The 20,843-nt window shown below is 41.3% G+C and carries 24 protein-coding genes and 1 other RNA gene; 10 read left to right on the forward strand and 15 right to left on the reverse strand.

Annotated features, from left to right (window positions below; genetic code table 11):
* Both AACS98_RS13615 and ssrA read right to left on the reverse strand, forming a co-directional pair.
* Window positions 1–1,677, reverse strand: a 1,677-nt coding sequence (locus tag AACS98_RS13615) for a diflavin flavoprotein (RefSeq protein WP_066380649.1), incomplete at its 3' end; no start/stop codon positions are given.
* 589 nt (window positions 1,678–2,266) lie between these two features.
* Window positions 2,267–2,658, reverse strand: a transfer-messenger RNA (tmRNA) gene (ssrA, locus tag AACS98_RS13620).
* 482 nt (window positions 2,659–3,140) lie between these two features.
* Between ssrA and AACS98_RS13625 the strand changes: the two genes are divergently transcribed.
* Genes AACS98_RS13625 through AACS98_RS13635 form a run of 3 tightly spaced genes read left to right on the forward strand, consistent with a single transcriptional unit; the run spans window position 3,141 to window position 4,004 of the window.
* Complete coding sequence (locus tag AACS98_RS13625; protein WP_066380650.1) at window positions 3,141–3,779, forward strand: Uma2 family endonuclease; 639 nt, start codon at window positions 3,141–3,143, stop codon at window positions 3,777–3,779.
* Complete coding sequence (locus AACS98_RS13630; protein ID WP_304439109.1) at window positions 3,773–3,925, forward strand: type II toxin-antitoxin system YoeB family toxin; 153 nt, start codon at window positions 3,773–3,775, stop codon at window positions 3,923–3,925. The genes AACS98_RS13625 and AACS98_RS13630 overlap by 7 nt, the downstream gene beginning before the upstream one ends.
* Before the next feature lie 25 nt (window positions 3,926–3,950).
* Window positions 3,951–4,004, forward strand: coding sequence for a hypothetical protein (locus AACS98_RS13635; protein ID WP_304439111.1), 54 nt, complete (start codon window positions 3,951–3,953; stop codon window positions 4,002–4,004).
* Between the two features lie 169 nt (window positions 4,005–4,173).
* Here AACS98_RS13635 and AACS98_RS13640 read toward each other — a convergent pair whose 3' ends face one another.
* Entirely contained in the window at window positions 4,174–4,479 is a 306-nt protein-coding gene (locus tag AACS98_RS13640) for a type II toxin-antitoxin system RelE/ParE family toxin (RefSeq protein WP_066380652.1), read from the reverse strand.
* Window positions 4,479–4,736 carry a type II toxin-antitoxin system ParD family antitoxin gene (locus tag AACS98_RS13645; RefSeq protein ID WP_066380653.1) on the reverse strand — a complete coding sequence of 86 codons (258 nt, stop codon included), beginning with the start codon at window positions 4,734–4,736 and terminating at the stop codon, window positions 4,479–4,481. The genes AACS98_RS13640 and AACS98_RS13645 overlap by 1 nt, the downstream gene beginning before the upstream one ends.
* 331 nt (window positions 4,737–5,067) lie before the next feature.
* Here AACS98_RS13645 and AACS98_RS13650 point away from each other — a divergent pair, with 331 nt between their 5' ends.
* The 3 genes from AACS98_RS13650 to AACS98_RS13660 all read left to right on the forward strand — a co-directional run bounded on the left by AACS98_RS13650 (window position 5,068) and on the right by AACS98_RS13660 (window position 7,144).
* A complete protein-coding gene (locus AACS98_RS13650; protein WP_066380655.1) occupies window positions 5,068–6,378 on the forward strand; it encodes a hypothetical protein in 1,311 nt (436 codons plus the stop codon).
* 115 nt (window positions 6,379–6,493) lie between these two features.
* The gene (locus AACS98_RS13655) at window positions 6,494–6,715 is read left to right on the forward strand and encodes a type II toxin-antitoxin system HicB family antitoxin (protein ID WP_066380657.1); all 222 of its coding nucleotides are present in this window, start codon (window positions 6,494–6,496) and stop codon (window positions 6,713–6,715) included.
* A 198-nt stretch (window positions 6,716–6,913) separates the two neighbouring features.
* Window positions 6,914–7,144 (forward strand): type II toxin-antitoxin system HicA family toxin, encoded by a 231-nt coding sequence (locus tag AACS98_RS13660; protein WP_066380659.1) that lies wholly within the window; start codon window positions 6,914–6,916, stop codon window positions 7,142–7,144.
* A 459-nt stretch (window positions 7,145–7,603) separates the two neighbouring features.
* Here AACS98_RS13660 and AACS98_RS13665 read toward each other — a convergent pair whose 3' ends face one another.
* The 11 genes from AACS98_RS13665 to AACS98_RS13715 all read right to left on the reverse strand — a co-directional run bounded on the left by AACS98_RS13665 (window position 7,604) and on the right by AACS98_RS13715 (window position 16,192).
* Window positions 7,604–7,840, reverse strand: coding sequence for a hypothetical protein (locus AACS98_RS13665; RefSeq protein ID WP_066380660.1), 237 nt, complete (start codon window positions 7,838–7,840; stop codon window positions 7,604–7,606).
* Window positions 7,828–8,130 (reverse strand): hypothetical protein, encoded by a 303-nt coding sequence (locus tag AACS98_RS13670; RefSeq protein ID WP_066380661.1) that lies wholly within the window; start codon window positions 8,128–8,130, stop codon window positions 7,828–7,830. Before AACS98_RS13670 ends, AACS98_RS13665 begins: the two co-directional genes overlap by 13 nt.
* A 132-nt stretch (window positions 8,131–8,262) precedes the next feature.
* Window positions 8,263–9,210: a F0F1 ATP synthase subunit gamma gene (locus AACS98_RS13675; RefSeq protein ID WP_066380662.1), complete on the reverse strand. Its 948-nt coding sequence runs from the start codon at window positions 9,208–9,210 to the stop codon at window positions 8,263–8,265.
* A gap of 98 nt (window positions 9,211–9,308) precedes the next feature.
* A complete protein-coding gene (gene atpA / locus AACS98_RS13680) occupies window positions 9,309–10,829 on the reverse strand; it encodes a F0F1 ATP synthase subunit alpha (protein WP_066380664.1) in 1,521 nt (506 codons plus the stop codon).
* Between the two features lie 131 nt (window positions 10,830–10,960).
* Complete coding sequence (gene atpH, locus AACS98_RS13685) at window positions 10,961–11,515, reverse strand: ATP synthase F1 subunit delta (RefSeq protein ID WP_066380665.1); 555 nt, start codon at window positions 11,513–11,515, stop codon at window positions 10,961–10,963.
* 2 nt (window positions 11,516–11,517) lie between these two features.
* Window positions 11,518–12,075 carry a F0F1 ATP synthase subunit B gene (locus AACS98_RS13690; RefSeq protein WP_066380667.1) on the reverse strand — a complete coding sequence of 186 codons (558 nt, stop codon included), beginning with the start codon at window positions 12,073–12,075 and terminating at the stop codon, window positions 11,518–11,520.
* A gap of 118 nt (window positions 12,076–12,193) precedes the next feature.
* Entirely contained in the window at window positions 12,194–12,685 is a 492-nt protein-coding gene (locus AACS98_RS13695) for a F0F1 ATP synthase subunit B' (RefSeq protein ID WP_066380668.1), read from the reverse strand.
* A gap of 127 nt (window positions 12,686–12,812) precedes the next feature.
* The gene (gene atpE, locus AACS98_RS13700) at window positions 12,813–13,058 is read right to left on the reverse strand and encodes an ATP synthase F0 subunit C (RefSeq protein WP_006278178.1); all 246 of its coding nucleotides are present in this window, start codon (window positions 13,056–13,058) and stop codon (window positions 12,813–12,815) included.
* 145 nt (window positions 13,059–13,203) lie between these two features.
* Window positions 13,204–13,959 (reverse strand): F0F1 ATP synthase subunit A, encoded by a 756-nt coding sequence (gene atpB / locus AACS98_RS13705; RefSeq protein WP_066380673.1) that lies wholly within the window; start codon window positions 13,957–13,959, stop codon window positions 13,204–13,206.
* Window positions 13,960–14,011: 52 nt separating this feature from the next.
* Window positions 14,012–14,473, reverse strand: a complete 462-nt coding sequence (locus tag AACS98_RS13710) for an ATP synthase subunit I (RefSeq protein WP_066380674.1) — start codon at window positions 14,471–14,473, stop codon at window positions 14,012–14,014.
* A gap of 537 nt (window positions 14,474–15,010) precedes the next feature.
* Window positions 15,011–16,192, reverse strand: a complete 1,182-nt coding sequence (locus AACS98_RS13715; RefSeq protein WP_066380676.1) for a class I SAM-dependent methyltransferase — start codon at window positions 16,190–16,192, stop codon at window positions 15,011–15,013.
* A gap of 408 nt (window positions 16,193–16,600) precedes the next feature.
* Here AACS98_RS13715 and AACS98_RS13720 point away from each other — a divergent pair, with 408 nt between their 5' ends.
* The 4 genes from AACS98_RS13720 to AACS98_RS13735 all read left to right on the forward strand — a co-directional run bounded on the left by AACS98_RS13720 (window position 16,601) and on the right by AACS98_RS13735 (window position 20,840).
* Window positions 16,601–17,257, forward strand: a complete 657-nt coding sequence (locus tag AACS98_RS13720; protein WP_066380677.1) for a vWA domain-containing protein — start codon at window positions 16,601–16,603, stop codon at window positions 17,255–17,257.
* Window positions 17,258–17,277: 20 nt separating this feature from the next.
* On the forward strand, window positions 17,278–18,072 hold the full coding sequence (locus tag AACS98_RS13725) for a PP2C family serine/threonine-protein phosphatase (RefSeq protein WP_066381012.1): 795 nt from the start codon (window positions 17,278–17,280) through the stop codon (window positions 18,070–18,072).
* 6 nt (window positions 18,073–18,078) lie between these two features.
* Window positions 18,079–20,316 (forward strand): protein kinase domain-containing protein, encoded by a 2,238-nt coding sequence (locus tag AACS98_RS13730; protein ID WP_232317153.1) that lies wholly within the window; start codon window positions 18,079–18,081, stop codon window positions 20,314–20,316.
* Between the two features lie 248 nt (window positions 20,317–20,564).
* A complete protein-coding gene (locus tag AACS98_RS13735) occupies window positions 20,565–20,840 on the forward strand; it encodes a hypothetical protein (RefSeq protein ID WP_066380679.1) in 276 nt (91 codons plus the stop codon).
* The last annotated feature ends 3 nt before the right edge of the window (window positions 20,841–20,843 follow it).

Genomic DNA, 20,843 nt, shown 5'->3' on the forward strand with positions numbered 1-20,843 from the left:
ACCATCTTGGACGGTGCAGTATAACAGCCAGTGGTCGCTACATTCCATACTGCTTTGGACTTCGCATTCCATGTATGCTAAAGCGTCTGTAAGGATGGGAGAGCCGTTTTTGGCGGTTTGGGTTCTGACTCCGGCAAAGCGGTCAGCACCGGGCAGTAGACGCTTGAGGAAGTGTTTTTTGAGTTCTTGGTAGTTGCCTTCTTCGAGGACGTTGAGAACGAAGCGATCGCCTATTTGCATGAAGCTATCAATGGCGCGGTCTTTGGCGACTGCAATGGTGAATCCTAATGGTTGCAAACTCGCCTGTGCTACCCAAGAAGCTAACATTGCACTGCTGACATCGCCTTTTTTGGCGGTGACAATGTACAACCCGTTGCTAATTCGTCCCAATGCCTTTTCCATGTTGACATCGAGAGTCTTGAGTTGCTTAATGTTGCGTTGCCGTGTTAACAATTGACCTAAGTCGATACCAGCTTCTGTACACATTTGGTAGGTGGAAGGGGCTGGTACATCTTTAATGCGAATGGCTGGGAAGGCTTCTTTTACACCCAGGTCAATAAATTTGCGGCGCAGTGTATCAATAGGTTCGTCGTCGCCACCGAAGCACTCAAACAAGCCTACTACTTGCTTATCTTTGGCAACTGCTAATAGTGAACTAATCCCAGCTTGAGCCGCAACGGAAGTAGTAGGAGGCATACCGATAATTAAACCAGATGCTCTACCTGCTAGTTCTTGAATTTCTTGAATTTCGGCGGTACTGAGGTCGATAAATTCTGTTCCCACCCCGGTTTTTTGGATACCTTCGGCAATGGCTTGACCGAGGCGATCGCTATATCCATAATCGGAGGCGTAGAATATGCCTACAGTGGTTTCTGTTTTGGCTTGTCTTTGACTCCAATTTTGGTAGCACTCAGTTAATACGTCTAGGTGATGGTATAATAAGGGCCCGTGACCATTGGCAATAATGTTAATTTTGCCCAGTTCACTCATGCGCTTCATGGCGTTGAGCAGAGAACGAGCGTTAGGCCCCATGAGGCAGTCGTAGTAAAATCTAAAATCAGCTTCAATCGCTTCTAAGTCTTCGTCAAAGGTGCGATCGTCGCAGAAGTGCATCCCAAACGCATCACAGGTATAGAGGGTTTGGGTTTTGCGGTCATAACTAAAGATGGTATCAGGCCAGTGGAGGTTAGGAGCACTGACGAATTCGATGACATGACCTTTACCAATATCGATGCGATCGCCACTTTTGACAATCCGTTTAGAAAATGGCTCGTGTACCAAACCTTCTAAAAATTGCAAGGCAATTTTAGAAGCTAAAACAGTCGCTCTTGGTGCTAATTGCAGCACATCTTCCACCAAACCGCTATGGTCTGGTTCTGTATGACTGACAATAATGTAATCAATAGTCTTGGGGTTTACGAGACTTTTTAGTGTATCTAAATAAAGTTGGCTAAACTTCTGGTGAGAAGTATCGACTAAAACAGTTTGTTCGCCCCGAATCAGATAGGAATTATAAGTCGTACCGTTTTGTAGTCCGAATTCAATATCGAAGCGATCGCGATCCCAGTCTAGACAGCGAATCGCCGTAGTATTAGGGGCAATTTCTACAGTTTGGACAGTTAGCCGATGCTGAACATTTTCTGCTTGGGCGTAGCCGGTCGTAGACATCGCTGCCATTATTTTTTTAGTCTCCGAGTGCAAATAAACAGTATTGTTTCTCTGCCCCCCATTGTGCCGCCAACTGTCATTTCAAGTTGTAATAAAAACGATATTTCCCCAAATTCAACTTGTAGCAAATGTTGCTATTTTTCGGAGTATTTTTTAACCCTAAAACTCTCGGAATTTATTGGTAAATATAAACGTATCAAATTTTAAATATTGATATTTGTTCACATATTTTCACATTCATCACATATCATACATAACTTCTTATAATTAGGAACTTTTTCGTTACAAAACGCATATATTACACTTCATTGATAAGTATTGAAACCCGAAGAATATATCTCTCAAGAAACGCAGGGGTATAGGGGTGTAAGAGTGTAGGAGAAGAACGTGTTTCTTCTATATTTTCAGGACTTACGCAATTGGCATAATAGTAGGGTGCGTCAGATATCAATAATCAGGTTATTGACAGTATTTAAGGCATCTGACGCACCCTACAAGACATATTTAGTGTGACACTTGGGTAAGTCCTATTAACTAATGACTAATGACTAACCAAAACAAAATCCACCTAAAATTAGGTGGACTTGTTAAGTATATTTAGTGGATCCGAGCAGAGTCGAACTGCTGTCCAAATTGGGTATTGACCCCCCGCTCATTCACAGGTTTAGCCTTTCTGACCCTCAAGGCGGGAATCGTTCATTATCCCGAACGTAGGATGCTCTGATTAAGTCTTAGCTAGCAAGTCAACCAGAGAATACTTGCTAGGGCATCCGTTGGGGGTTGGTCTTTAATCCTTAACGGAGTCAGACTAAAGACGCTCGAATCTGTGAGAGATTATTAGGCAACTGCTACAGTAGCAGGCTTACGAGCAAATTTTACGATGTTATTCGCATTTACTTTTTTTTGAGCCTTGGATTTGCGAGAGATGACTCACTCTCGACCTGAATCACAGAGCAGCGTTCGCCAACCTGTCGAAACCGTTACGGACCCATGTGCTTCATAGTCTTATTATAGTGTGCCATTTTGGAAGTTGACAACCAAAAAGTATAGTTATTTGACATACTCCCCCCCCCTAGAAGGGTGGAGATTCTGGGTTCAAACAGCGATTGCAGGCTTTGCCCGTCTTATATCGCCTCGTCCAACAGACAATGCCCTGCCTGTTTCTGCGATTCTATCAGAAAGCCGTCCTTCTAGGACGGGGAACCTCAAACCCATTTCTTCGGTAATCTAAGAGAATTTTGGAAAAATATTGCTATTAGCACCAAATTCTTTCAAACCTCTCCCTAACCCTCTCCTACGAGGAGAGGGAAAAGGAAAAACGAGTATTACAGAAATCAAGCTGTAAATGTAGAGACGTTGCATGCAACGTCTCTACTTTCATATCTTTCCAAACATCTTTTAAGATGCAAGCAAATAAATTTTTGGCATAAATTAGGGATAGGAAAAATATTGTACAGCCTGGTGCTATAGCCATGACTAGCCAGACTCTGATTCAACCGGAAGAAATAGTTCATTTATCAGGTATCAGTTGGCATACCTATGAGAGTTTGCTAAATGAACTCAGTACCAGCCGCCGTTTGCGTCTGACTTATTACCGGGGTAATTTAGAAATTACGGTTCCTTCACCTGAACACGAAAGTTACAAAAAAGTCTTAGGTCGATTTGTGGAAACTTTAGCTGAAGAATTAGAAGTGAGAATTAAACCGCTTGGTTCTACTACTTTCAAACAACCAGAACTGAGTGGTGCAGAACCAGATGAATCCTTTTATTGTAAAAATATCAATTTCATCAAAGGTAAAAAAAGAATTAATTTACAACAAGATCCACCACCTGACTTAGTTATAGAAGTTGATATTACTAGCAGTTCCAAAGACCGCTTGACTATTTATGCAGAAATGGGTGTGCCGGAAATTTGGCGATACGATGGTCAATTATTTACTATCAATATTTTAGAAAATGGTCAATATAAGGTAGTTGATGAAAGTTTGGCTTTTCCAAATTTACCTTTGACCGAGATATCTAACTTTTTATCGCAGGTTGAAGAAAAGGATTATTTAGATTTAATTCAAGAATTTAGAAATTGGGTTAGAAGTAAAATTACGGCTTGCTGAATATATTTTGGCAAGGGCAAGACAAGAAAACGTTAAGGCGAATTAACAAGCTGATTGAGGCAACAATGCGACTAACGTTTGAAGATATCGGGAAGCCAGAAGCACTGAGGGAAAATCTAGCTGGCTTTGCGATCGCGGCGCATTGATGATACGAATCGGTTAGTTTATGCTGTGGATGATGAATATTTAACGATTATTGCTTGTCGATACCACTATTCTGATTGACAGCAAATTTTGATTAGTAAAGTCGCATTTGAATGCGTTAATGCAGCTTAACGAACTTATCGCGCCATCCAAAGTATCATCCTGTGTATACTGGCGATCGCAATCAAACTTTCCCAGCATTCATAGATATTCGCCTCAATTATCTCCCATGCTGTAGTTGAGTAATCTATCAATCGTCCTCTGCATCTTCAAACAGGCTTGGGATATCTCTTGCGCCATGCAGAATACGAATCACTTCAATTCCTTGGTTTATGGGACGGTAGAAAATTAGGTAGTTCCCTACTGGAAAACTCCGCAGATTGGGTACTAAGGAGTCACGCTTTCTTCCCATACCTGGGTTTGATGCCAGTATTTTGAGTTGGCTGTCAATTTTTTGTAGCACTCGATCTGCCTTTTCAAAGCTGTCATTAGCAATAAAATTCCAAATATCTAACAAATCAGCTTCAGCAAGCGGTTTTTTGAGAATTATCGCCATTATGCAGATTCTTGCTCCTGGCGTTGTTGTTTTGCCTTGGCGATAATTTCATCCATGTTTAGAGGTGTAGATTCTCCGCTATCAATTCCCTGCTGAATTTCCCGACGCAATTCTGCTAGGCGTATTTCTTTCAAAGCATCCTGTTCCTTGAGAAGCCGTAAACCTTCACGGATAACTTCACTTGCAGAAGTATACATCCCGCTTTCAACTTTCGATAGCACCCACTTTTCCAATTCGGGGGTTAAAGAAACGTTCATTGGCTACCTCTCGATAGGCTGATACCAATCATCCTATCGGGAATAACAAAAAATGTCCAAATTTGTTATTGCTATGGTTTGAAAACCGTCTCAGTCAGAAAATCTAGTGCAGAACGAAACCCAACAGGTTCAAGGTTTTTTGGGTAGTGCGTTAGCGCAGCTTAACGAAGTTATCGCTCCACCTAACCTACTATTCTAACTATGACTAAACCAAAAATTCTTCAATAAGAGCGTAAATATATTTTACACTCTTATTTTCAGATTATTGACATATATACCATAATAAGTTATTTTTTTAATATTTTATCGCACAAAATCATTGTTAATTAATATGTCTACTGAATCAGAAAATAAATCACAATTTCACCAAATTGAAGAACGTTGTCAAAATGCAAATATTGAAATAATAAGAGTAAATAAAGAAGATATTGATAAGGGATTTTGGATAAAGATAAAATCTGGAGAAGGTATTATTCAGATTCCAATTTTCGGAGAATCAAAGGCAGAATTACTCCTACAAGATGATATTCATTTTGAAAAAATTAGTGGTATTAATGGGTATCATGCCTATTATTCCATCGAACACAAGTATATTGAAGCTATGCTTGAATGTGAATATGGTGGGATGCCGCTTGGACATTATTCACTTTATGAAAGGTCTATCAAACCAAAACTAAACAATCAAGAAGAAAACTCAAGGATAGTTATTAAAATTAAAAACGATCAATACCACAATATTAAATTATCAGTTGGGATATCCAGTCCAACTTTTTCTGTTTTAGAAACACTTAGAGAATATATATTTCAAGGTCAACGGATTGACTATACTACTATCCGTATAGAACAGGTAGAAATTTCATCGCATGAAGAAGCTTTGGAAATTTTAGACAAATTCTCTGCTTCATTGCTTTTTGAGTTAACTTACATAACTGGATTACCAATTCTTTTAGCAGCTAGAACCGAATATAGCAGAAATATAGAGTTTTTAAGTGAAAATAAACATGAACTCAGTATTGCACGTCAATATGATAAAGAACCTATGTCTTTATATTTGTATGCAAGTACAGCAAGCATAATGCCTCTTGTACAATACTTAGCTTACTACCAAGTAGTTGAGTTTTATTTTCCTAAATTTAAAAAAGAGGAAGCTGTAAATATTATTAATCAAACCTTGGAAAATCCATTATTTGATACTGATCGCTATACGCAAATGCAAAACTTAATAAACAAACTTAACCCTTTGATAGCCAAGAATGAATATGCTAATGAGATATATGCTTTAAGAGCAACAATAAAAAATTGTGTACAACCAGAAGAGATCAAATCTTTTTTGGAAGAAAGAGAAGAAAGAAAAAAATTTTTTAATAGTTATAATAAATGGAAAGATATCACAGATAAACCAAGTCCACTTAGAGAACAAGGTGACATTGTAAATGATACAGCGAATCGCATTTATGCTATCCGTTGTAAAATAGTGCATACAAAAAATACAGAATCAATAAATTCAGACTCAACAAACAATGAAACCAAATTTATTCTGCCTTTCTCCGAAGAATCCCAAAAACTAGGTTATGACATTGAATTAGTTCAATTTATAGCTAGAAAAGTCCTAATAGCTTGTAGTAAACATTTATATATTTAGAATAATATGGTTCACTATTTCGGGTTTAAAATGTTGCTAAATAGCTATAAACTGACAGTTACTAATCATAGGTAAATTTAATATGTTACACTTGTAATCAGAGTATGTTTGTAATATGAAATCCCTGCAAGACTATATCAATATTATTCGCCCTGATGATAATGGTACTTTCGTTGCCTATGTTCCCGCTATTCCTAGCTGTCATGCTTTGGGAAAAACGCAACAAGAAGCTCTGAGAAAACTACAAGACGTATTTGAGATGATTTTAGAAGAGTACGAAGAAGAGGGAAAACCTTTTCCTGAAGACGTTAAACTTGGGATATTTCGTGACAACTAACATACTGAGAAACCATATTCTCAGTAACTTACAAACCATTATTTATAACAAACTGCCAAATAGATTAAGTGTTTGGCAGTATTATTTTTTGTGTTATTCTAGCTACAAAGCCTAGACAACTGCATAACAACTGTATATCCTTCCTCAAGAAAGTCTTCCTCCCGTGCTGTCTGCGTAGTCCACAATTAGGGGGAATGTATGCCAGTCAAAACACGACAACTGGAAAGACTTGCATCTGATCTTGGCTTTGAAAGAAAACACCAAAAAGGTGATCATGTGCGGTGGAAGCATCCAGATGGACGAGCAACCACAATACCAGTTTATCCTGAGATTGGTGGTTGGCTTCTATACGAAATCCTAGCCCAGCTAGGTGCTACTAAGGAAGAATTGAACCGACATCACAAAAAAGTCTGTTCAAAATTGAGCTAGATAAGGTCAGGTAAAAAATGCTCGCTAGTTTACAAGAACTTGATTATGATTGGTGCTTGAAACTGAGAAGTTTAAATTATTTTAATAGCTCTTAAAAAAAATAACTAATTCAGTATGTCTAGGCTGACCTAGTACGGAGTAAATTTCTTGCGGTAGGTCAAAAACAATAAAACAACCCAATCCGGTAATTACGGATTGGGCTATTTAGTCCAATAGTCGCTAAATAGTCAATAAATCACCCTTATCCCTTGCATACAAACCAAAAATAGCCAATTGCTAATTTTCAACTAATTAGCAATCAGCTGTTTTGTTACAGCTAGCAATTGTCTATTCCCTAACCTCATGCTTCTGCACCACCAACAACCTCCAAGAGTTCCTGGGTAATAGCGGCTTGATGGGCTTTGTTGTAAGACCAGGAAAGATTTACGTGTGTTTCGTCTGTCTGATATGTTAGGGGTGCTAGCTTACTGGTTGCATTGAACTCATTTGCCCTAGCTCAACACTCACAGCATCAAAGCGGTCATCTCCAGGACGGTAGGACAAAACTTCTAAACCAATTGGCTCGCCACTTACTCCATCTTTGATCAAAATCACCCCGTCGCCAAGTTCAGTGGCAATTTGGTTTTTTCTCGGTACTTGCCAAAAGACAGTTAATAGCTCCATTTCTGGTTCGTAAAACACCTTTATTTGAGCCACACTCTTTCGCCCTCCTTAATTGCATCGGTTTGGTAGGCTGTAATCAAGAATCCATCTCCATTTAAGCGTCGCGCCACCGCAACAACCCAACGTTTTTCTTTCCGTTCCCGATAAAATAATAATACTTCTGCATCTCGGCTACTGCGTCGAACTTCGTCCGGTGCAGCAAGAGCTGATTGAATTAGCTCCTCTAACTCCTCTATATCAGGATGCTTGATAATCAATCGTTGCCAATACTCTTCAGATGTTCTCACCGTAAAGCCTAACGGCGTAGAAATTTCAAACTTCATGGAAATGCTTGCACTATAAAGAGTTGTATCACATTTGTTTGTCGCATATCCTCAAAACCAAAAATAGCTAATCGCTAGTTTTAAACTCACCAGCAATTAGCTATTTTGTTACAGCTAGCAATTGTCTATTCCCTAACCTAATGCTTCTGCACCACCAACAACCTCTAGGAGTTCCTGGGTAATTGCGGCTTGGCGGGCTTTGTTGTAAGACAATGATAGGGACTTAATTAATTCACCGGCGTTGTCGCTGGCGTTGCTCATCGCTGTCATCCGCGCTGCTAGTTCACTAGCCGCAGATTCTTGCAATGCCCGCAAGAGTTGGTTACTCAAATACAATGGCAGCAATGAATCCAGAATTTGTACTGGGTCTTGCTCAAAAATCATATCACGGGGCAAAGGCCGAACTTGGTTAGTAACTGTCTGCCGTTCAACTTCAAATTGACCGCCACGGGTTGTTAAGCGGAAAATTTCGTCATCGGCTGCTTCTAAACCTTGGGGGTCAAGAGGTAGCAAAGTTTGCACTACAGGACGAGAACTTACCAAGGAGACGAAGCGAGTATAAACTAACTCGATGCGGTCTACTTTCTCTGAGAGGAACAAAGACAGCAATTCATCAGCAATCTTTGTTGCTTCTTCGGCGGTGGGGATTTGTTCTAAACCACTGTAGGTAGCATCAATCGGCTGATCACGGCGTTGGAAGTATTGAGTTGCTTTACGTCCAACAATCACGAAGGTGTAATCTAAACCTTCGGCTTTCAGTTCCTTAGCACGGTTTTCGGCGCGACGGATGACGTTGGTGTTGTAACCACCACACAGACCTCTGTCACCGGAAATTACCAGCAACCCGACTGATTTAACTTCGCGTTTTTTCAGTAGGGGTAGGTCTACGTCTTCAAACCGCAACCGGGTTTGCAAGCCATACAAAACTTGTGCTAAACGGTCAGCAAAGGGACGGGTAGCGATTACTTGCTCTTGGGCGCGACGTACTCTAGCCGCAGCCACTAGCCGCATAGCTTCTGTGATTTTTTTGGTGTTTTTGACCGACTGAATGCGATCGCGTATTGCTTTAAGGTTAGGCATATTCTTAAGTTCTGAGTCCTTAGTCAATAGCCAACAGTCAGCAGCCAATAGCCATTAATGTATTTACTAATGACTAATGACTAATGACTATTGACTAACTACGCTGTAGCTTTGAAGGTCTTTTTGTATTCGTCTAAAGCAGCCTTCAATGCTTTTTCTTCATCGTCACCCAGTACCTTCTTAGACTGTACGTCTTGGTAGTAAGGGTTAACACCAGATTTCAAGTAATCTCTGAAACCTTTGGTGAAGGTGGTTACTTTATCAACAGGGATATCATCTAAGTAACCGTTAATACCAGCGTAAAGAATTGCCACTTGTTCAGCTACGGACAAGGGTTGGTTTTGGGGCTGTTTCAACAGTTCCCGCAAACGTTGACCCCGTGCCAATTGGTCTTGGGTAGCTTTATCTAAGTCAGAAGCAAATTGCGCGAAAGCTTGCAAGTCGTCAAACTGTGCTAGTTCGAGTTTAATCTTACCAGCAACCTTCTTCATCGCTTTGGTTTGCGCCGCAGAACCTACACGGGATACGGAGATACCAGGGTTTACAGCCGGACGTACACCAGCGTTGAACAAGTCAGAAGACAAGAAAATCTGACCGTCGGTAATAGAAATTACGTTGGTAGGAATGTAAGCGGAAACGTCACCAGCTTGGGTTTCGATGATGGGTAGGGCGGTCATGCTACCTTTACCCAATTCGTCGCTGAGTTTAGCAGCACGTTCCAACAAGCGAGAGTGAATGTAGAATACGTCTCCGGGGTAAGCTTCCCGTCCGGGTGGACGACGCAGCAGCAAGGACATTTGGCGATAAGCTTGTGCTTGCTTAGACAAGTCGTCGTAAACTACCAGGGTAGCTTTGCCTTTGTACATGAAATACTCAGCAATGGTAGCACCGGTGTAGGGTGCGAGGAATTGCAGGGTAGCAGGGTCACTGGCGTTAGCAGCTACAACTACGGTGTAGTCCATTGCGCCTTTTTCTTGCAGGGTTTGGACTACGTTAGCAACGGTGGAAGCTTTTTGACCAACGGCAACGTAAACACAAACTACATCTTCACCTTTTTGGTTGATGATGGTGTCGATCGCGATCGCAGTCTTACCTGTTTGACGGTCGCCAATGATCAATTCCCGTTGACCACGACCGATGGGAATCATGGAGTCAATCGCGGTAATACCTGTTTGCATCGGTTCATGTACAGACCGACGGGCAATAATACCAGGCGCGGGAGATTCAATCAAACGGCTTTCGGTGGTTTTGATGTCGCCTTTACCGTCAATAGCACGACCCAAAGCGTCTACAACACGACCAATTAGAGCTTCACCTACAGCTACCTGAGCAATTCTGCCGGTGGCGGTAACGGTGCTACCTTCTTGGATGTCGCGACCTTCACCCATTAATACCGCACCAACGTTGTCTTCTTCCAAGTTTTGGGCGATACCAACTGTGCCGTCTTCAAATTCTAAAAGTTCTCCAGCCATGGCCTTTTCTAGACCATAAATCCGGGCGATACCGTCACCCACTTGCAGTACAGTACCAACGTTAGCTACTTTAACTTCTTGGTCGTACTGCTCGATTTGCTGCTGAATAATACTGCTGATTTCGTCAGGTCTAATTGAAATGCTCATCTGTGTATCTTTTTTTTCTTGCGAGACGGAAGATATGGAATAGACGCGAGAAGTATCGCGTCTGCATTTAGCTTGAGGAGTTAAGAGTTAAGTTTTAATTGCTTTGCCTCTTAACTTTACCTTCTAACTTTTCAGCTACTGCTTAAACGCAAGGAGAGGCGACGCAGTTGACCCCGGATACTGGAGTCAATTACCTGAGAGCCTATTTTGATAATCACACCACCAATCAGGTCACTATCTACTTTAGTTTCTAGTTCTACCTGACGAGCTTTACTGATGGCGAGTACCTTTTCTTTTACAGCTTCCAGCTGTTCTTCTGTCAGTGGCACAGCAGAAGTAACTTCTGCCAATACGGTTTGATTGAGTTGCCGCAATAGTGCTAGATACTGCTGGAGAATTTCCGCCAAGAAGAAAATCCGGCGTTTATCTACTAGCAGCAGTAAGAAATTGCGTAAATATGGGTTGGCATCTGCGCCCAAAATTTGTTTAATCGCAGCCTTTTTGTTCTCGGCAGAAATAAAAGGGTTGTCGATAAAAGTTTTTAGCTGCTGGTTCTCGGAAAGCAGACTCAGCAAAGTCCGCGCATCTGTGCCGAACTCTTCCGTCAAATTTTGCGATTGAGCGATGGACAACAGGGCCTGTGCGTAAGGCTGGGCTATTTCAGTGTTTGCTACTTTACTTGTCATACCTAGCCTCCCAGTTGTGCAATGCTGCGGTCAATTAAAGCTTTTTGAGCGTCATCAGCAATGCCGCCTTTAAGTTCTGTTTCGACCTTTTGCAACGCCAAAGCTACTACTCGCTGCCGCAACTGCGCGATCGCTTTATCTAGTTCTGCATTTAAGTCTGCTGTGCCGGCAGCTTGCAAGCGTTCAATATCTACAGCAGCTTGGTCGATAATTGCTTGACTTGCGGCTTGGGCGTTTTCTTGAGCAGCTGCTTTGATTCTTTCAGCTTCTGCTTGTGCTTGCGTTAGCTTTTGTTGTGCCTCTTGCAATTGCTTGGCGGCATTTGCGGCACGTTGTTCTGCATTCTTAATTGCTGTCTCAATGTTCTCGCGGCGAGTTTTGAGGGTATTACCTAGCACTTTCCGCCCAAAAACCAACAGCACAGTAATAATAATGGCTAGGTTAATCAGGTTGGTTTCTAGAATATTGGTATTTAGACTAAAACCACCTTCCGCCGCACCCTCTGCCAATTCACCTCCAACGGCGGTGGCTTCCGCCATCAACAGTAAAAAAGTCCCCATGATTCTTCATCCACAACTGCGCTGTCAAAGGTTTGTCATTTGTCCTGTGTCATTTCTGCTTGATTGTGGCTGAATGACTCAAACACAATGACTCATGACTGATCACGAATTTGTTGAGTTAACGCTGGTTTGCTAGATCAGCTCCTAACAGCTTTTCTAGAATTTGGCGACTTAGGGCATCGACTTGTTGCTCTAAAGAAGCCAGAGCTTGCTGTTTTTGCTGCTCAATTTCACTAGCAGCTTTTTCTCTTTGCACTTGAGCTTCTTGTTGTGCTGCGGCTATTTTTTGGGCAGCAATTTTTTGTGCTTCTGCTTGAGCTTCCGCAATAGTTGTTTGGGCTTGTCGTCTAGCTCCTGCTAACTCTTGCTCATATTGCTCTGCCAACTTTTCCGCTTTGGACAAACGCTCTTGAGCATCTAATTGATTGTTACGGATATATTCATTCCGTCCATCAATCGCGTTGCCTAGTGGTTTGTAAAGGGTGGCATTCAATAACAAGGCTAACACTAAAAACTGGATTGCCATTAAAGGTAGGGTAGCGTCTAAATCAAACAGCCCCCCTTCTTTAGCAACCTCTTCCACAGCCAATAAGGTGATCCAATGTGTCATGGTTGCTTGTTCCTATCTACTATGCTTAGTCCTGAGTCCTGAGTCGTGAGTTATAGAGTTAGGAGATAAACTCGTAACTCTTAACTCTTGTGTACTCAGTCCTCAGCACTCAGTACGCTGTACTGAATTATGCGAAGGGGTTAGCAAATAGTAGTACGAGAGCAACTACTAGACCGTAGATGGTTAACGCTTCCATGAACGCCAAGCTGAGTAGCAATGTACCGCGAATTTTACCTTCTGCTTCTGGCTGACGAGCAATACCTTCTACAGCTTGTCCTGCTGCATTACCTTGACCAATACCAGGGCCGATAGCAGCCAAACCAACAGCTAAAGCAGCAGCTAAAACGGAAGCAGCAGAAATCAATGGATCCATGATATTCTTTCCTTACTTTACTGAGTCGAGTGGGTTTTGATGTTGTGTTGCATCAATGGTCTTTTGTCATTATTTCATGACTTTTGTATAGGCGCGATTCATCACGTCTTTACTGACCAATGATTATCTGTCGTCTGAGGGATTTTTAGTGGTGTCCCTCATGCTCTTCGCCATGATGGTCTTCCATCGCTTCACCGATGTAAGCCGCGGCCAATGTGGCAAAAATTAATGCCTGGATGGCACTGGTAAATAGTCCCAAAGCCATGACTGGCAAAGGTACAAATAAGGGAACTAATAATACCAATACACCAACTACAAGTTCATCAGCTAAGATGTTACCGAATAAACGGAAGCTTAGGGATAGGGGCTTGGTGAAGTCTTCAATAATCTTAAACGGCAACATGAAGGATACAGGTTGCACGTAGTTGCCAAAGTACCCCAAACCTTTTTTGCTGAATCCGGCATAAAAATATGCTAAAGATGTCAACAAAGCTAAGGCAACCGTTGTGTTGATGTCACTTGTAGGTGCTGCTAATTCCCCTTCTGGCAAATGAATCAGCTTGAAAGGAACTAGGGCCCCAGACCAATTTGACACAAAAATGAACAAAAACAAAGTGCCAACGAAAGGCACCCAAGGGCGATATTCTTTTTCGCCAATCTGGTTTTTCGCCAAATCCCGAATGAATTCTAGGGCATACTCCATTAAGTTCTGTATGCCACTAGGAATCCGTTTAACGCTGCTGCTTGCTGCTACAGAAACAAGCACTAGCACGCCAATAACAAACCAGGATGTGAGAAACACCTGACCATGCAATTTTAAGTTACCTATTTGCCAGTACAGATGTTTTCCCACTTCCAATTCGGCAAGTGGAACAGAGTAGAAGTTCAGAAAATTCAGCATTTTCTTTCCATTTCAAATTCTTCTCTCAGGTTAACCGGAGAAGCGGAGCCTTTTAAGGTTGCCGGAGCTTTGGCGAGTCAGAGATAAACGCCACCCTAACTACATAGATGATGAGCGTGGCTTTATAGGTGAGAAATCCCAAAAATATGGGCATGATTTGTAGTTGATTCCACCGCGATGCTAGCAAAATCAGAGCTACTAACAGGGCTAACCGAGTTTTACTCAGCTGCTGTTTCTCTGTACCTAAACGCTCGACATCTTTCGCCAACATTCTCAAGTAAACCACACCTGTACACGCTCCCAACAAATAATTCAGGGCTACGTTTAAGGAGTAGAAGAACCAGACAGAGACAAAAATAATCCCTGTTAAGACAAGTGTGATTAGCAACAACTCCTGATAGAGTTGATAGAACTCCTGCATAGAAGAGTTTACTGGTTCTGTGTCCTCAAAACCAGGCTGAGTATCTTGTCGCGTTGTCTGAGTGGGTGCAATTGATTCGTCTGACAAGCTCACGGGACTTGAAACCAGTACAGCTAATTATGGTGACTGCACATTCAGTCAGCTGAATCATATCACGATCCGGTAACAATACTTTAGAAAAAAACAATTAACTTCTTGTTACACTCCCAAAAACAGCAAAAGTTTTCTTTCCAGCATCAAAGAGGAAAGTCTGGTATGCAGTCATCTAGCCACGTTCCTGGCTGAAAATTCAGAATTTTACTTGATTTGAGTAAACTTCTATCCTCCAATCTGGTTTTTTGAGTGTCCAGTCAGTTCTGTGTTGTGGTGATGCAGTCGGGTTTCTTCAACTCAGCTAGTGTTTGAGGCGCAATCACTTCACTGCTGAATTTCAAGAAACTCTGACTTACGGAGTGATCATCATCAGATGTTGAGCTACTGCTGGTCACTCTTCTACTTTACATGAGTTTTCCTGAAAACGGTTGTAGGCGATCACCCATCACCTGATAGGGTGTAAGAGTTTTGTTGTTCTTGACTCCTACACACTTTTTTTAGATTATCAGTTCGGCGTTTACTTTTACTACAACACAATTAAGCAGGTGTTAATATGAGCAACTGCTGTTGCATCAATGTTCTAACTGTATCCAACCCTAGTTGTACAGTCGCCAAAATCTCAGCCACAGTGGAATTACCATCACACTTTTGTAAAAACTCAAACTCGGCTGCTGACAGGTTAACAATTTGGTAGTCGTAATTAAATAAACACTGACTAGGAAATCCGTCAATACAGGGGTTGAGTTCGGGAATTGCTGAGAGTAGAATCTGATCATCTGACCAGTCGGTTTTGCTGATGGGTGGACGACCAAGGAAGAATTCGTAGTGTGTGACTTCTGGGTTGAGTAATTCTATTAAACGGTAACGTTGGCGATCGCTCAAGTTTTGCGCCCGTGCAATTAACTCTGGTGCTTTCCCCAAAAGTCTGTCTAAATTCCAAAAACTGGGATTAGAGAACCCGATAAACTCTAAACCTGAAGCATCAATTAATTCAAACAGAGTATCAATATTGTAGTCAACCTCCTGGGGATGAACATACATATCAGCGAAGCATTCATCCCGTTGGTTTTCCATAGCCCAGCGTTCTTTTTCCCGCTTGACAAGACGGTTGTTTTCTGGTAATGAGGCGAAGATTTGGCGACCGACTTGTACACCATCGCGATAATCGCCTTGTTTTTCATTTTGCAGGAGAGCGATCGCTTTTTGCATCAATTGAATTTCCCAGCGTCCCAACTCCCCGTAGACAAAAATGTGCATCAACCCACCAGGGGCTAACTTTTGCGCTAAAGCTTGTATACCACGGATGGGGTCGGGTAAGTGATGCAACACACCCACACAATTAATTAAATCAAACTCACCCGGTAACTGAGCCACATCATACAAACTCAGGTGATGAAATTCAACACGGTCAGCACCAGAACTTTTACAACGTGCTTTTGCTACTTCCAATGTACCGGAACTTAAATCAATACCGACTACCTGCGCTTGGGGGTTGAGATGTACTAAATATTCCGTTCCGACTCCCGAACCACAACCAGCATCTAAGATGCGGATATCTTGCTTTTGTGGTTTCCTTCCTGTGCAGAAGTTGTAAGCAGCCAACCAATTCCAACGCCAATTGTAACCGGGGGGTGGTTCATCTAGTATCGGTTCTGGCGGGAAGGGGTAAGTATCGTAGAGTTTCGCAACAGCACTACTGACAGCTTGAGAATCGGACATGAGCAGGACTAACGCAGCATTTCTGAGTTTAGCGGATAGGGGTGACGATTGGCATAGGGAGGAAGTTTTTCAAGTTATTAAGGATATTAAAAACCCCTTTCCATAGCTTGCTTCCCGTAGGGTACCTCTCCCCTGGAAATGTAGAGACGTTGCATGCAACGTCTCTACAAATTCCCCCATTCCCTACAAGGGAATGGGGGCAGGGGGGTTAGGTTTGAGAGACTTTAAGCTTAAAAACCTTGATTTTAGGCTAGCCCACGTAGGCGGACTTCTTTTATATAGGCGCGTCTTCCAGTCGTTCAGAATTAGTGCAAAATTTAGCTTTGTTGAGTGCGATTAAGTATTTAATAGCTAATATAATTTAATTAATATACATTGTCTAATAATTTACCTGACCAGGAGCATCAAATGGGGATAGGACTACCTGAATTTGCGGAAAATCCAGAAAATCGCTGCCCAGTGATACTTTTACTTGATACATCGGGTTCAATGTCAGGTCAGCCGATACAGGAATTAAATCGCGGGTTGGCGGCTTTTAAGGAAGATGTATTGAGAGATGCTCAAGCTTCCCTCAGTGTGGAAGTGGCTATTGTCACCTTTGGCCCAGTGCAACTGACACAAGATTTTGTAACCATAGACCAATTTACACCGCCCAAGCTAGAAGCTGATGGTGTGACACCAATGGGTGCAGCGATAGAGTACGCCTTGGATTTGTTGGAAAACCGCAAACAGACTTATAAAGATAACGGTATTCTTTACTATCGTCCTTGGGTATTTTTAATTACCGATGGTGCGCCTACAGATTATTGGGAAGGTGCAGCGCAAAGGGTGAGAGAAGCAGAAGAAAGTCGTAGACTGTCGTTTTTTACTGTTGCTGTCCAGAATGCGGATATGAATAAACTCAAACAAATTGCTCCGCCTCAACGTCCACCATTGATGCTGAATGGGTTAGATTTTCGCTCTTTGTTTGTTTGGCTTTCTACTTCCATGAAACGGGTTTCTAGTGGCAAAGTAGGCGAAGCTGTAGCATTACCGCCTGTGGGATGGGGTCAAATTACCACCTAGATTTTAAGGATTTATTGATTGTGAGTTGGAAAGCAATTGCTCGTTCTGAGACAGGAACGAGTCATCTAAGCCAAGGAATACCTTGTCAAGACTACGGGGGTTATCGCGTCTTTAAAGATGATGTAATTGTAGGCGCGGTTGCTGATGGTGCTGGTAGTGCTAAGTATGCTGATGTTGGTTCTGAATTGGTTGTAAAAAGGGTACTAGAATCTTTTTCTGAAATTGATAAATATCCAGATACACCAGAAGAATTAAAGCCAGGATTTTCTCAACCTCTGTCAAAACCAGAAGCTAATAAACTGTTTGAAAAAATTGTCAAAATAGTTATTACAGAATTACAAAACGAAGCAGAAAAACAAGGTTATTTGCTTAATGATTTAGCTTGTACACTTTTGGTTTTTGTTGCTACTCCCCACTGGCTAGCAGCTATGCAAATTGGGGACGGATTTATTGTATTGCGTCCTCAAAAATCAGAGGAATATCAATTGTTATTCCATCCAGATAAAGGTGAGTTTGCCAATGAAACTACTTTTATCACTTCAGAAAATGCACTACAAGAAATGCAGGTAAAGGTGATTTCAGGAGAGCAAGAATTTATTTGTGCGTCTACTGATGGGCTGGAAAAAGTAGCCATTCGTTTAAACGACTGGACACCATTTCCACCTTTCTTTAAACCTTTTGAGGAATACTTACAGCAAACACCAAACCCAGAAGAAGATGATAAATATGTGATGGATTTCCTCAACTATGAAAAGCTAAATGCTCGCACTGATGATGATAAAACTTTGCTTTTGTGTCTTTGGGAAAGAGAGTAAAATTCCATGACGCTTCTCATCTGCGGTAATACGAGTGAATCAATCACTCTGTTAGGTGAACCAATAGCTAAGAGTGGTGAAGGTACAATTTGGCGAACTAATCACGGTTACTTAGCGAAAATTTATCACTCGCCAACTCCAGAACGTGTGCAGAAGTTAGCGGTGATGATGGCGTACCCACCAATAGAGCCAAATTCTCATCTTAATCATATTTCTTTTGCTTGGCCTAAGTCGGTGCTGAAAAATGAACAAGGTGATTGTGTTGGCTTTTTAATGCCAGAAGTTAAGGGTGGAAAAGAACTTTTTGATATTTATAACCTCAAGCGTCGAAAGGCTTTGAAACTAGAGATTCATTGGCGGTTTCTGCATACAACGGCTCTGAATATTGCCTCAATTATTGCTGCACTTCATGAGGCTGGTTATGTATTAGGCGATATTAAACCACAAAATATTCTGGTTAATAATCGGGCTTTACCTTCAATTATTGATACAGATTCTTTTCAGGTTAAAAATCCTCACAATGGTAAAGTTTATCGTTGTTTAGTTGGTTCGGAAGGATACACACCAGCAGAATTAATTGATCAAGATTTTTCTAAGATTGAACAAACGGAAATACATGATAGATTTCGGTTAGCAGTAATTATCTATCAATTGTTGTTTGGTGGTGAAACTCCATTTCAGGGAAAATGGACAGGTGCGGGGGACACACCACAACCTAATGAACTTATCCGTCGGGGTTTATGGCTGTATTCACCAAATAATTTGATTCAACCTGTAGAGAGAACAATTCCTCTTGATATTGTTCATCCAGAGATTCAGCAATGTTTTCTCAGATGCTTTAATGATGGACATAAAAATCCTCATTTACGCCCGACTGCTAGGGAGTGGTTAGAGGCGTTAAGAGTAGGGAATGATAGCTTAACTATATGTGGCAGGGTAGACAGTCACTACTATAGCCGAACCTATGGTAAATGTTATTGGTGCGATCGCTCTACAAAACTTGGTGTTGATATTTTTCCTGGCGTTGTTAAATCAAAACCATCTGCTGTTTTGGTGTCAACATCACAATCGGCAATTGTTAATAATCAAGTAATAGGAAACCTACTGCAAACCCTCACTGGTCATTCTAGCGTAGTTAATTCTGTAGCCTTCAGTCCCAATGGTCAAACCTTGGCTAGTGGCAGTAGCGATAAGACTATCAAACTGTGGGATGTGATGAGAAGAAACCTACTGCAAACCCTGACTGGTCATTCTAACTCGGTTTTTTTTGTAGCCTTTAGTCCCGATGGTCAAACCTTGGCTAGTGGAAGTGGGGACAACACTATCAAACTGTGGGATGTGAGCAAGGGAAAACCACTGCAAACCCTCATTGGTCATTCTAGCTGGGTTCGTTCTGTAGCCTTCATTCCCAATGGTCAAACCTTGGCTAGTGGGAGTAATGATAACACTATTAAACTGTGGGATGTGAGCAAGGGAAAACCACTGCAAACCCTCACTGGTCATTCTAGCTGGGTTGATTCTGTAGCCTTCAGTCCCGATGGTCAAATCTTGGCTAGTGGAAGTAGCGACAAGACTATCAAACTGTGGGATGTGAGGAGGGGAAAGCTATTGCAAACTATCACTGGTCATTCTAAATCGGTTCGTTCTGTAGCCTTCAGTCCTGATGGTCAAACTTTGGTTAGTGGGAGTGATGATAAGACTATCAAATTGTGGGATGTGAGGAGGGGAAATTTACTGCAAACTCTCACTGGTCATTCTAGCTGGGTTCTTTCTGTAGCCTTCAGTCCTGATGGTCAAACTTTGGTTAGTGGGAGTGATGATAAGACTATCAAATTGTGGGATGTGAGGAGGGGAAATTTACTGCAAACTCTCACTGGTCATTCTAGCTGGGTTCTTTCTGTAGCCTTCAGTCCTGATGGTCAAACCTTGGTTAGTGGGAGTTACGACAAGACTATCAAAATATGGCAACTTAAAATATCTACTACTACAGGTAATTCATCAGCAATATCAGTTAATTCTATTTCTACAACAACCAATACAAGTGATAAAATTAAAAATAATGTATCTCAAAAATATCAGACTACAAACCAAACTATTCCTGTTGTTGCAGTGTTGCTTAGAGTATTGTTAACTCCTCTGTTAACTCCTCTGTTAACTCCTTTTTTCAATCCTGGCTTCGTTTGGGTAATAGTATTTGGTATTATAGTAATAATATTTTTAATTTTAATCATTAATAAAAAATAAATTATTACATTCAATAAAGTCACTTTTTCACTATTTAGTGATTTCATATAAACTTATATATAGATAGGTTAAATTATCTACACAATTATAATAATCAATATAAATAACCAAATAGGAGTAAATAAATTATTAATAATCAACCTCAACTAATTCCAGGAGAAGGAATTGTAGGCACTTATGGAGACTTACTCAAACAGGGACGTAGAGGCGATAACCTCACACCTCATCATATACCTGCGGATGCTTTTATGAAAGCCAAAGTTCCAGGTTATACACCAAATCAAGGATTTGCCATCATGATGGAACATTTATCACCAGGAAAAGGAGGTCGTCATCGGCAAACCATTTCTTACGGCAAACGCCCTAATTTAAACCTATCACCCAGAGACGCATTAGCACAAGAAATATGGGATGTACGTTCTATTTATATTCGTCAAGGTTTGTATAATAGAGAAATCAGGGAAAGTTTGCAAGCGTTAATCAAAAGTAATAAAGTAACTTGGCTATGTATTTTTGAGAAATAAGGT

It is taken from the genome of Anabaena sp. CA = ATCC 33047 (assembly GCF_963870205.1).
Classification (GTDB): domain Bacteria; phylum Cyanobacteriota; class Cyanobacteriia; order Cyanobacteriales; family Nostocaceae; genus Trichormus.

What these genes read in the sequence shown, in the direction of transcription:
- AACS98_RS13625 (WP_066380650.1), top strand. Translation starts at nt 3,141, where the DNA reads ATGACTAGCCAGACTCTGATTCAACCGGAAGAAATAGTTCATTTATCA.
- AACS98_RS13640 (WP_066380652.1), bottom strand. Translation starts at nt 4,479, where the DNA reads ATGGCGATAATTCTCAAAAAACCGCTTGCTGAAGCTGATTTGTTAGAT.
- AACS98_RS13645 (WP_066380653.1), bottom strand. Translation starts at nt 4,736, where the DNA reads ATGAACGTTTCTTTAACCCCCGAATTGGAAAAGTGGGTGCTATCGAAA.
- AACS98_RS13650 (WP_066380655.1), top strand. Translation starts at nt 5,068, where the DNA reads ATGTCTACTGAATCAGAAAATAAATCACAATTTCACCAAATTGAAGAA.
- AACS98_RS13655 (WP_066380657.1), top strand. Translation starts at nt 6,494, where the DNA reads ATGAAATCCCTGCAAGACTATATCAATATTATTCGCCCTGATGATAAT.
- AACS98_RS13660 (WP_066380659.1), top strand. Translation starts at nt 6,914, where the DNA reads ATGCCAGTCAAAACACGACAACTGGAAAGACTTGCATCTGATCTTGGC.
- AACS98_RS13670 (WP_066380661.1), bottom strand. Translation starts at nt 8,130, where the DNA reads ATGAAGTTTGAAATTTCTACGCCGTTAGGCTTTACGGTGAGAACATCT.
- AACS98_RS13675 (WP_066380662.1), bottom strand. Translation starts at nt 9,210, where the DNA reads ATGCCTAACCTTAAAGCAATACGCGATCGCATTCAGTCGGTCAAAAAC.
- atpA (WP_066380664.1), bottom strand. Translation starts at nt 10,829, where the DNA reads ATGAGCATTTCAATTAGACCTGACGAAATCAGCAGTATTATTCAGCAG.
- atpH (WP_066380665.1), bottom strand. Translation starts at nt 11,515, where the DNA reads ATGACAAGTAAAGTAGCAAACACTGAAATAGCCCAGCCTTACGCACAG.
- AACS98_RS13690 (WP_066380667.1), bottom strand. Translation starts at nt 12,075, where the DNA reads ATGGGGACTTTTTTACTGTTGATGGCGGAAGCCACCGCCGTTGGAGGT.
- AACS98_RS13695 (WP_066380668.1), bottom strand. Translation starts at nt 12,685, where the DNA reads ATGACACATTGGATCACCTTATTGGCTGTGGAAGAGGTTGCTAAAGAA.
- atpE (WP_006278178.1), bottom strand. Translation starts at nt 13,058, where the DNA reads ATGGATCCATTGATTTCTGCTGCTTCCGTTTTAGCTGCTGCTTTAGCT.
- atpB (WP_066380673.1), bottom strand. Translation starts at nt 13,959, where the DNA reads ATGCTGAATTTTCTGAACTTCTACTCTGTTCCACTTGCCGAATTGGAA.
- AACS98_RS13715 (WP_066380676.1), bottom strand. Translation starts at nt 16,192, where the DNA reads ATGTCCGATTCTCAAGCTGTCAGTAGTGCTGTTGCGAAACTCTACGAT.
- AACS98_RS13720 (WP_066380677.1), top strand. Translation starts at nt 16,601, where the DNA reads ATGGGGATAGGACTACCTGAATTTGCGGAAAATCCAGAAAATCGCTGC.
- AACS98_RS13730 (WP_232317153.1), top strand. Translation starts at nt 18,079, where the DNA reads ATGACGCTTCTCATCTGCGGTAATACGAGTGAATCAATCACTCTGTTA.
- AACS98_RS13735 (WP_066380679.1), top strand. Translation starts at nt 20,565, where the DNA reads ATGAAAGCCAAAGTTCCAGGTTATACACCAAATCAAGGATTTGCCATC.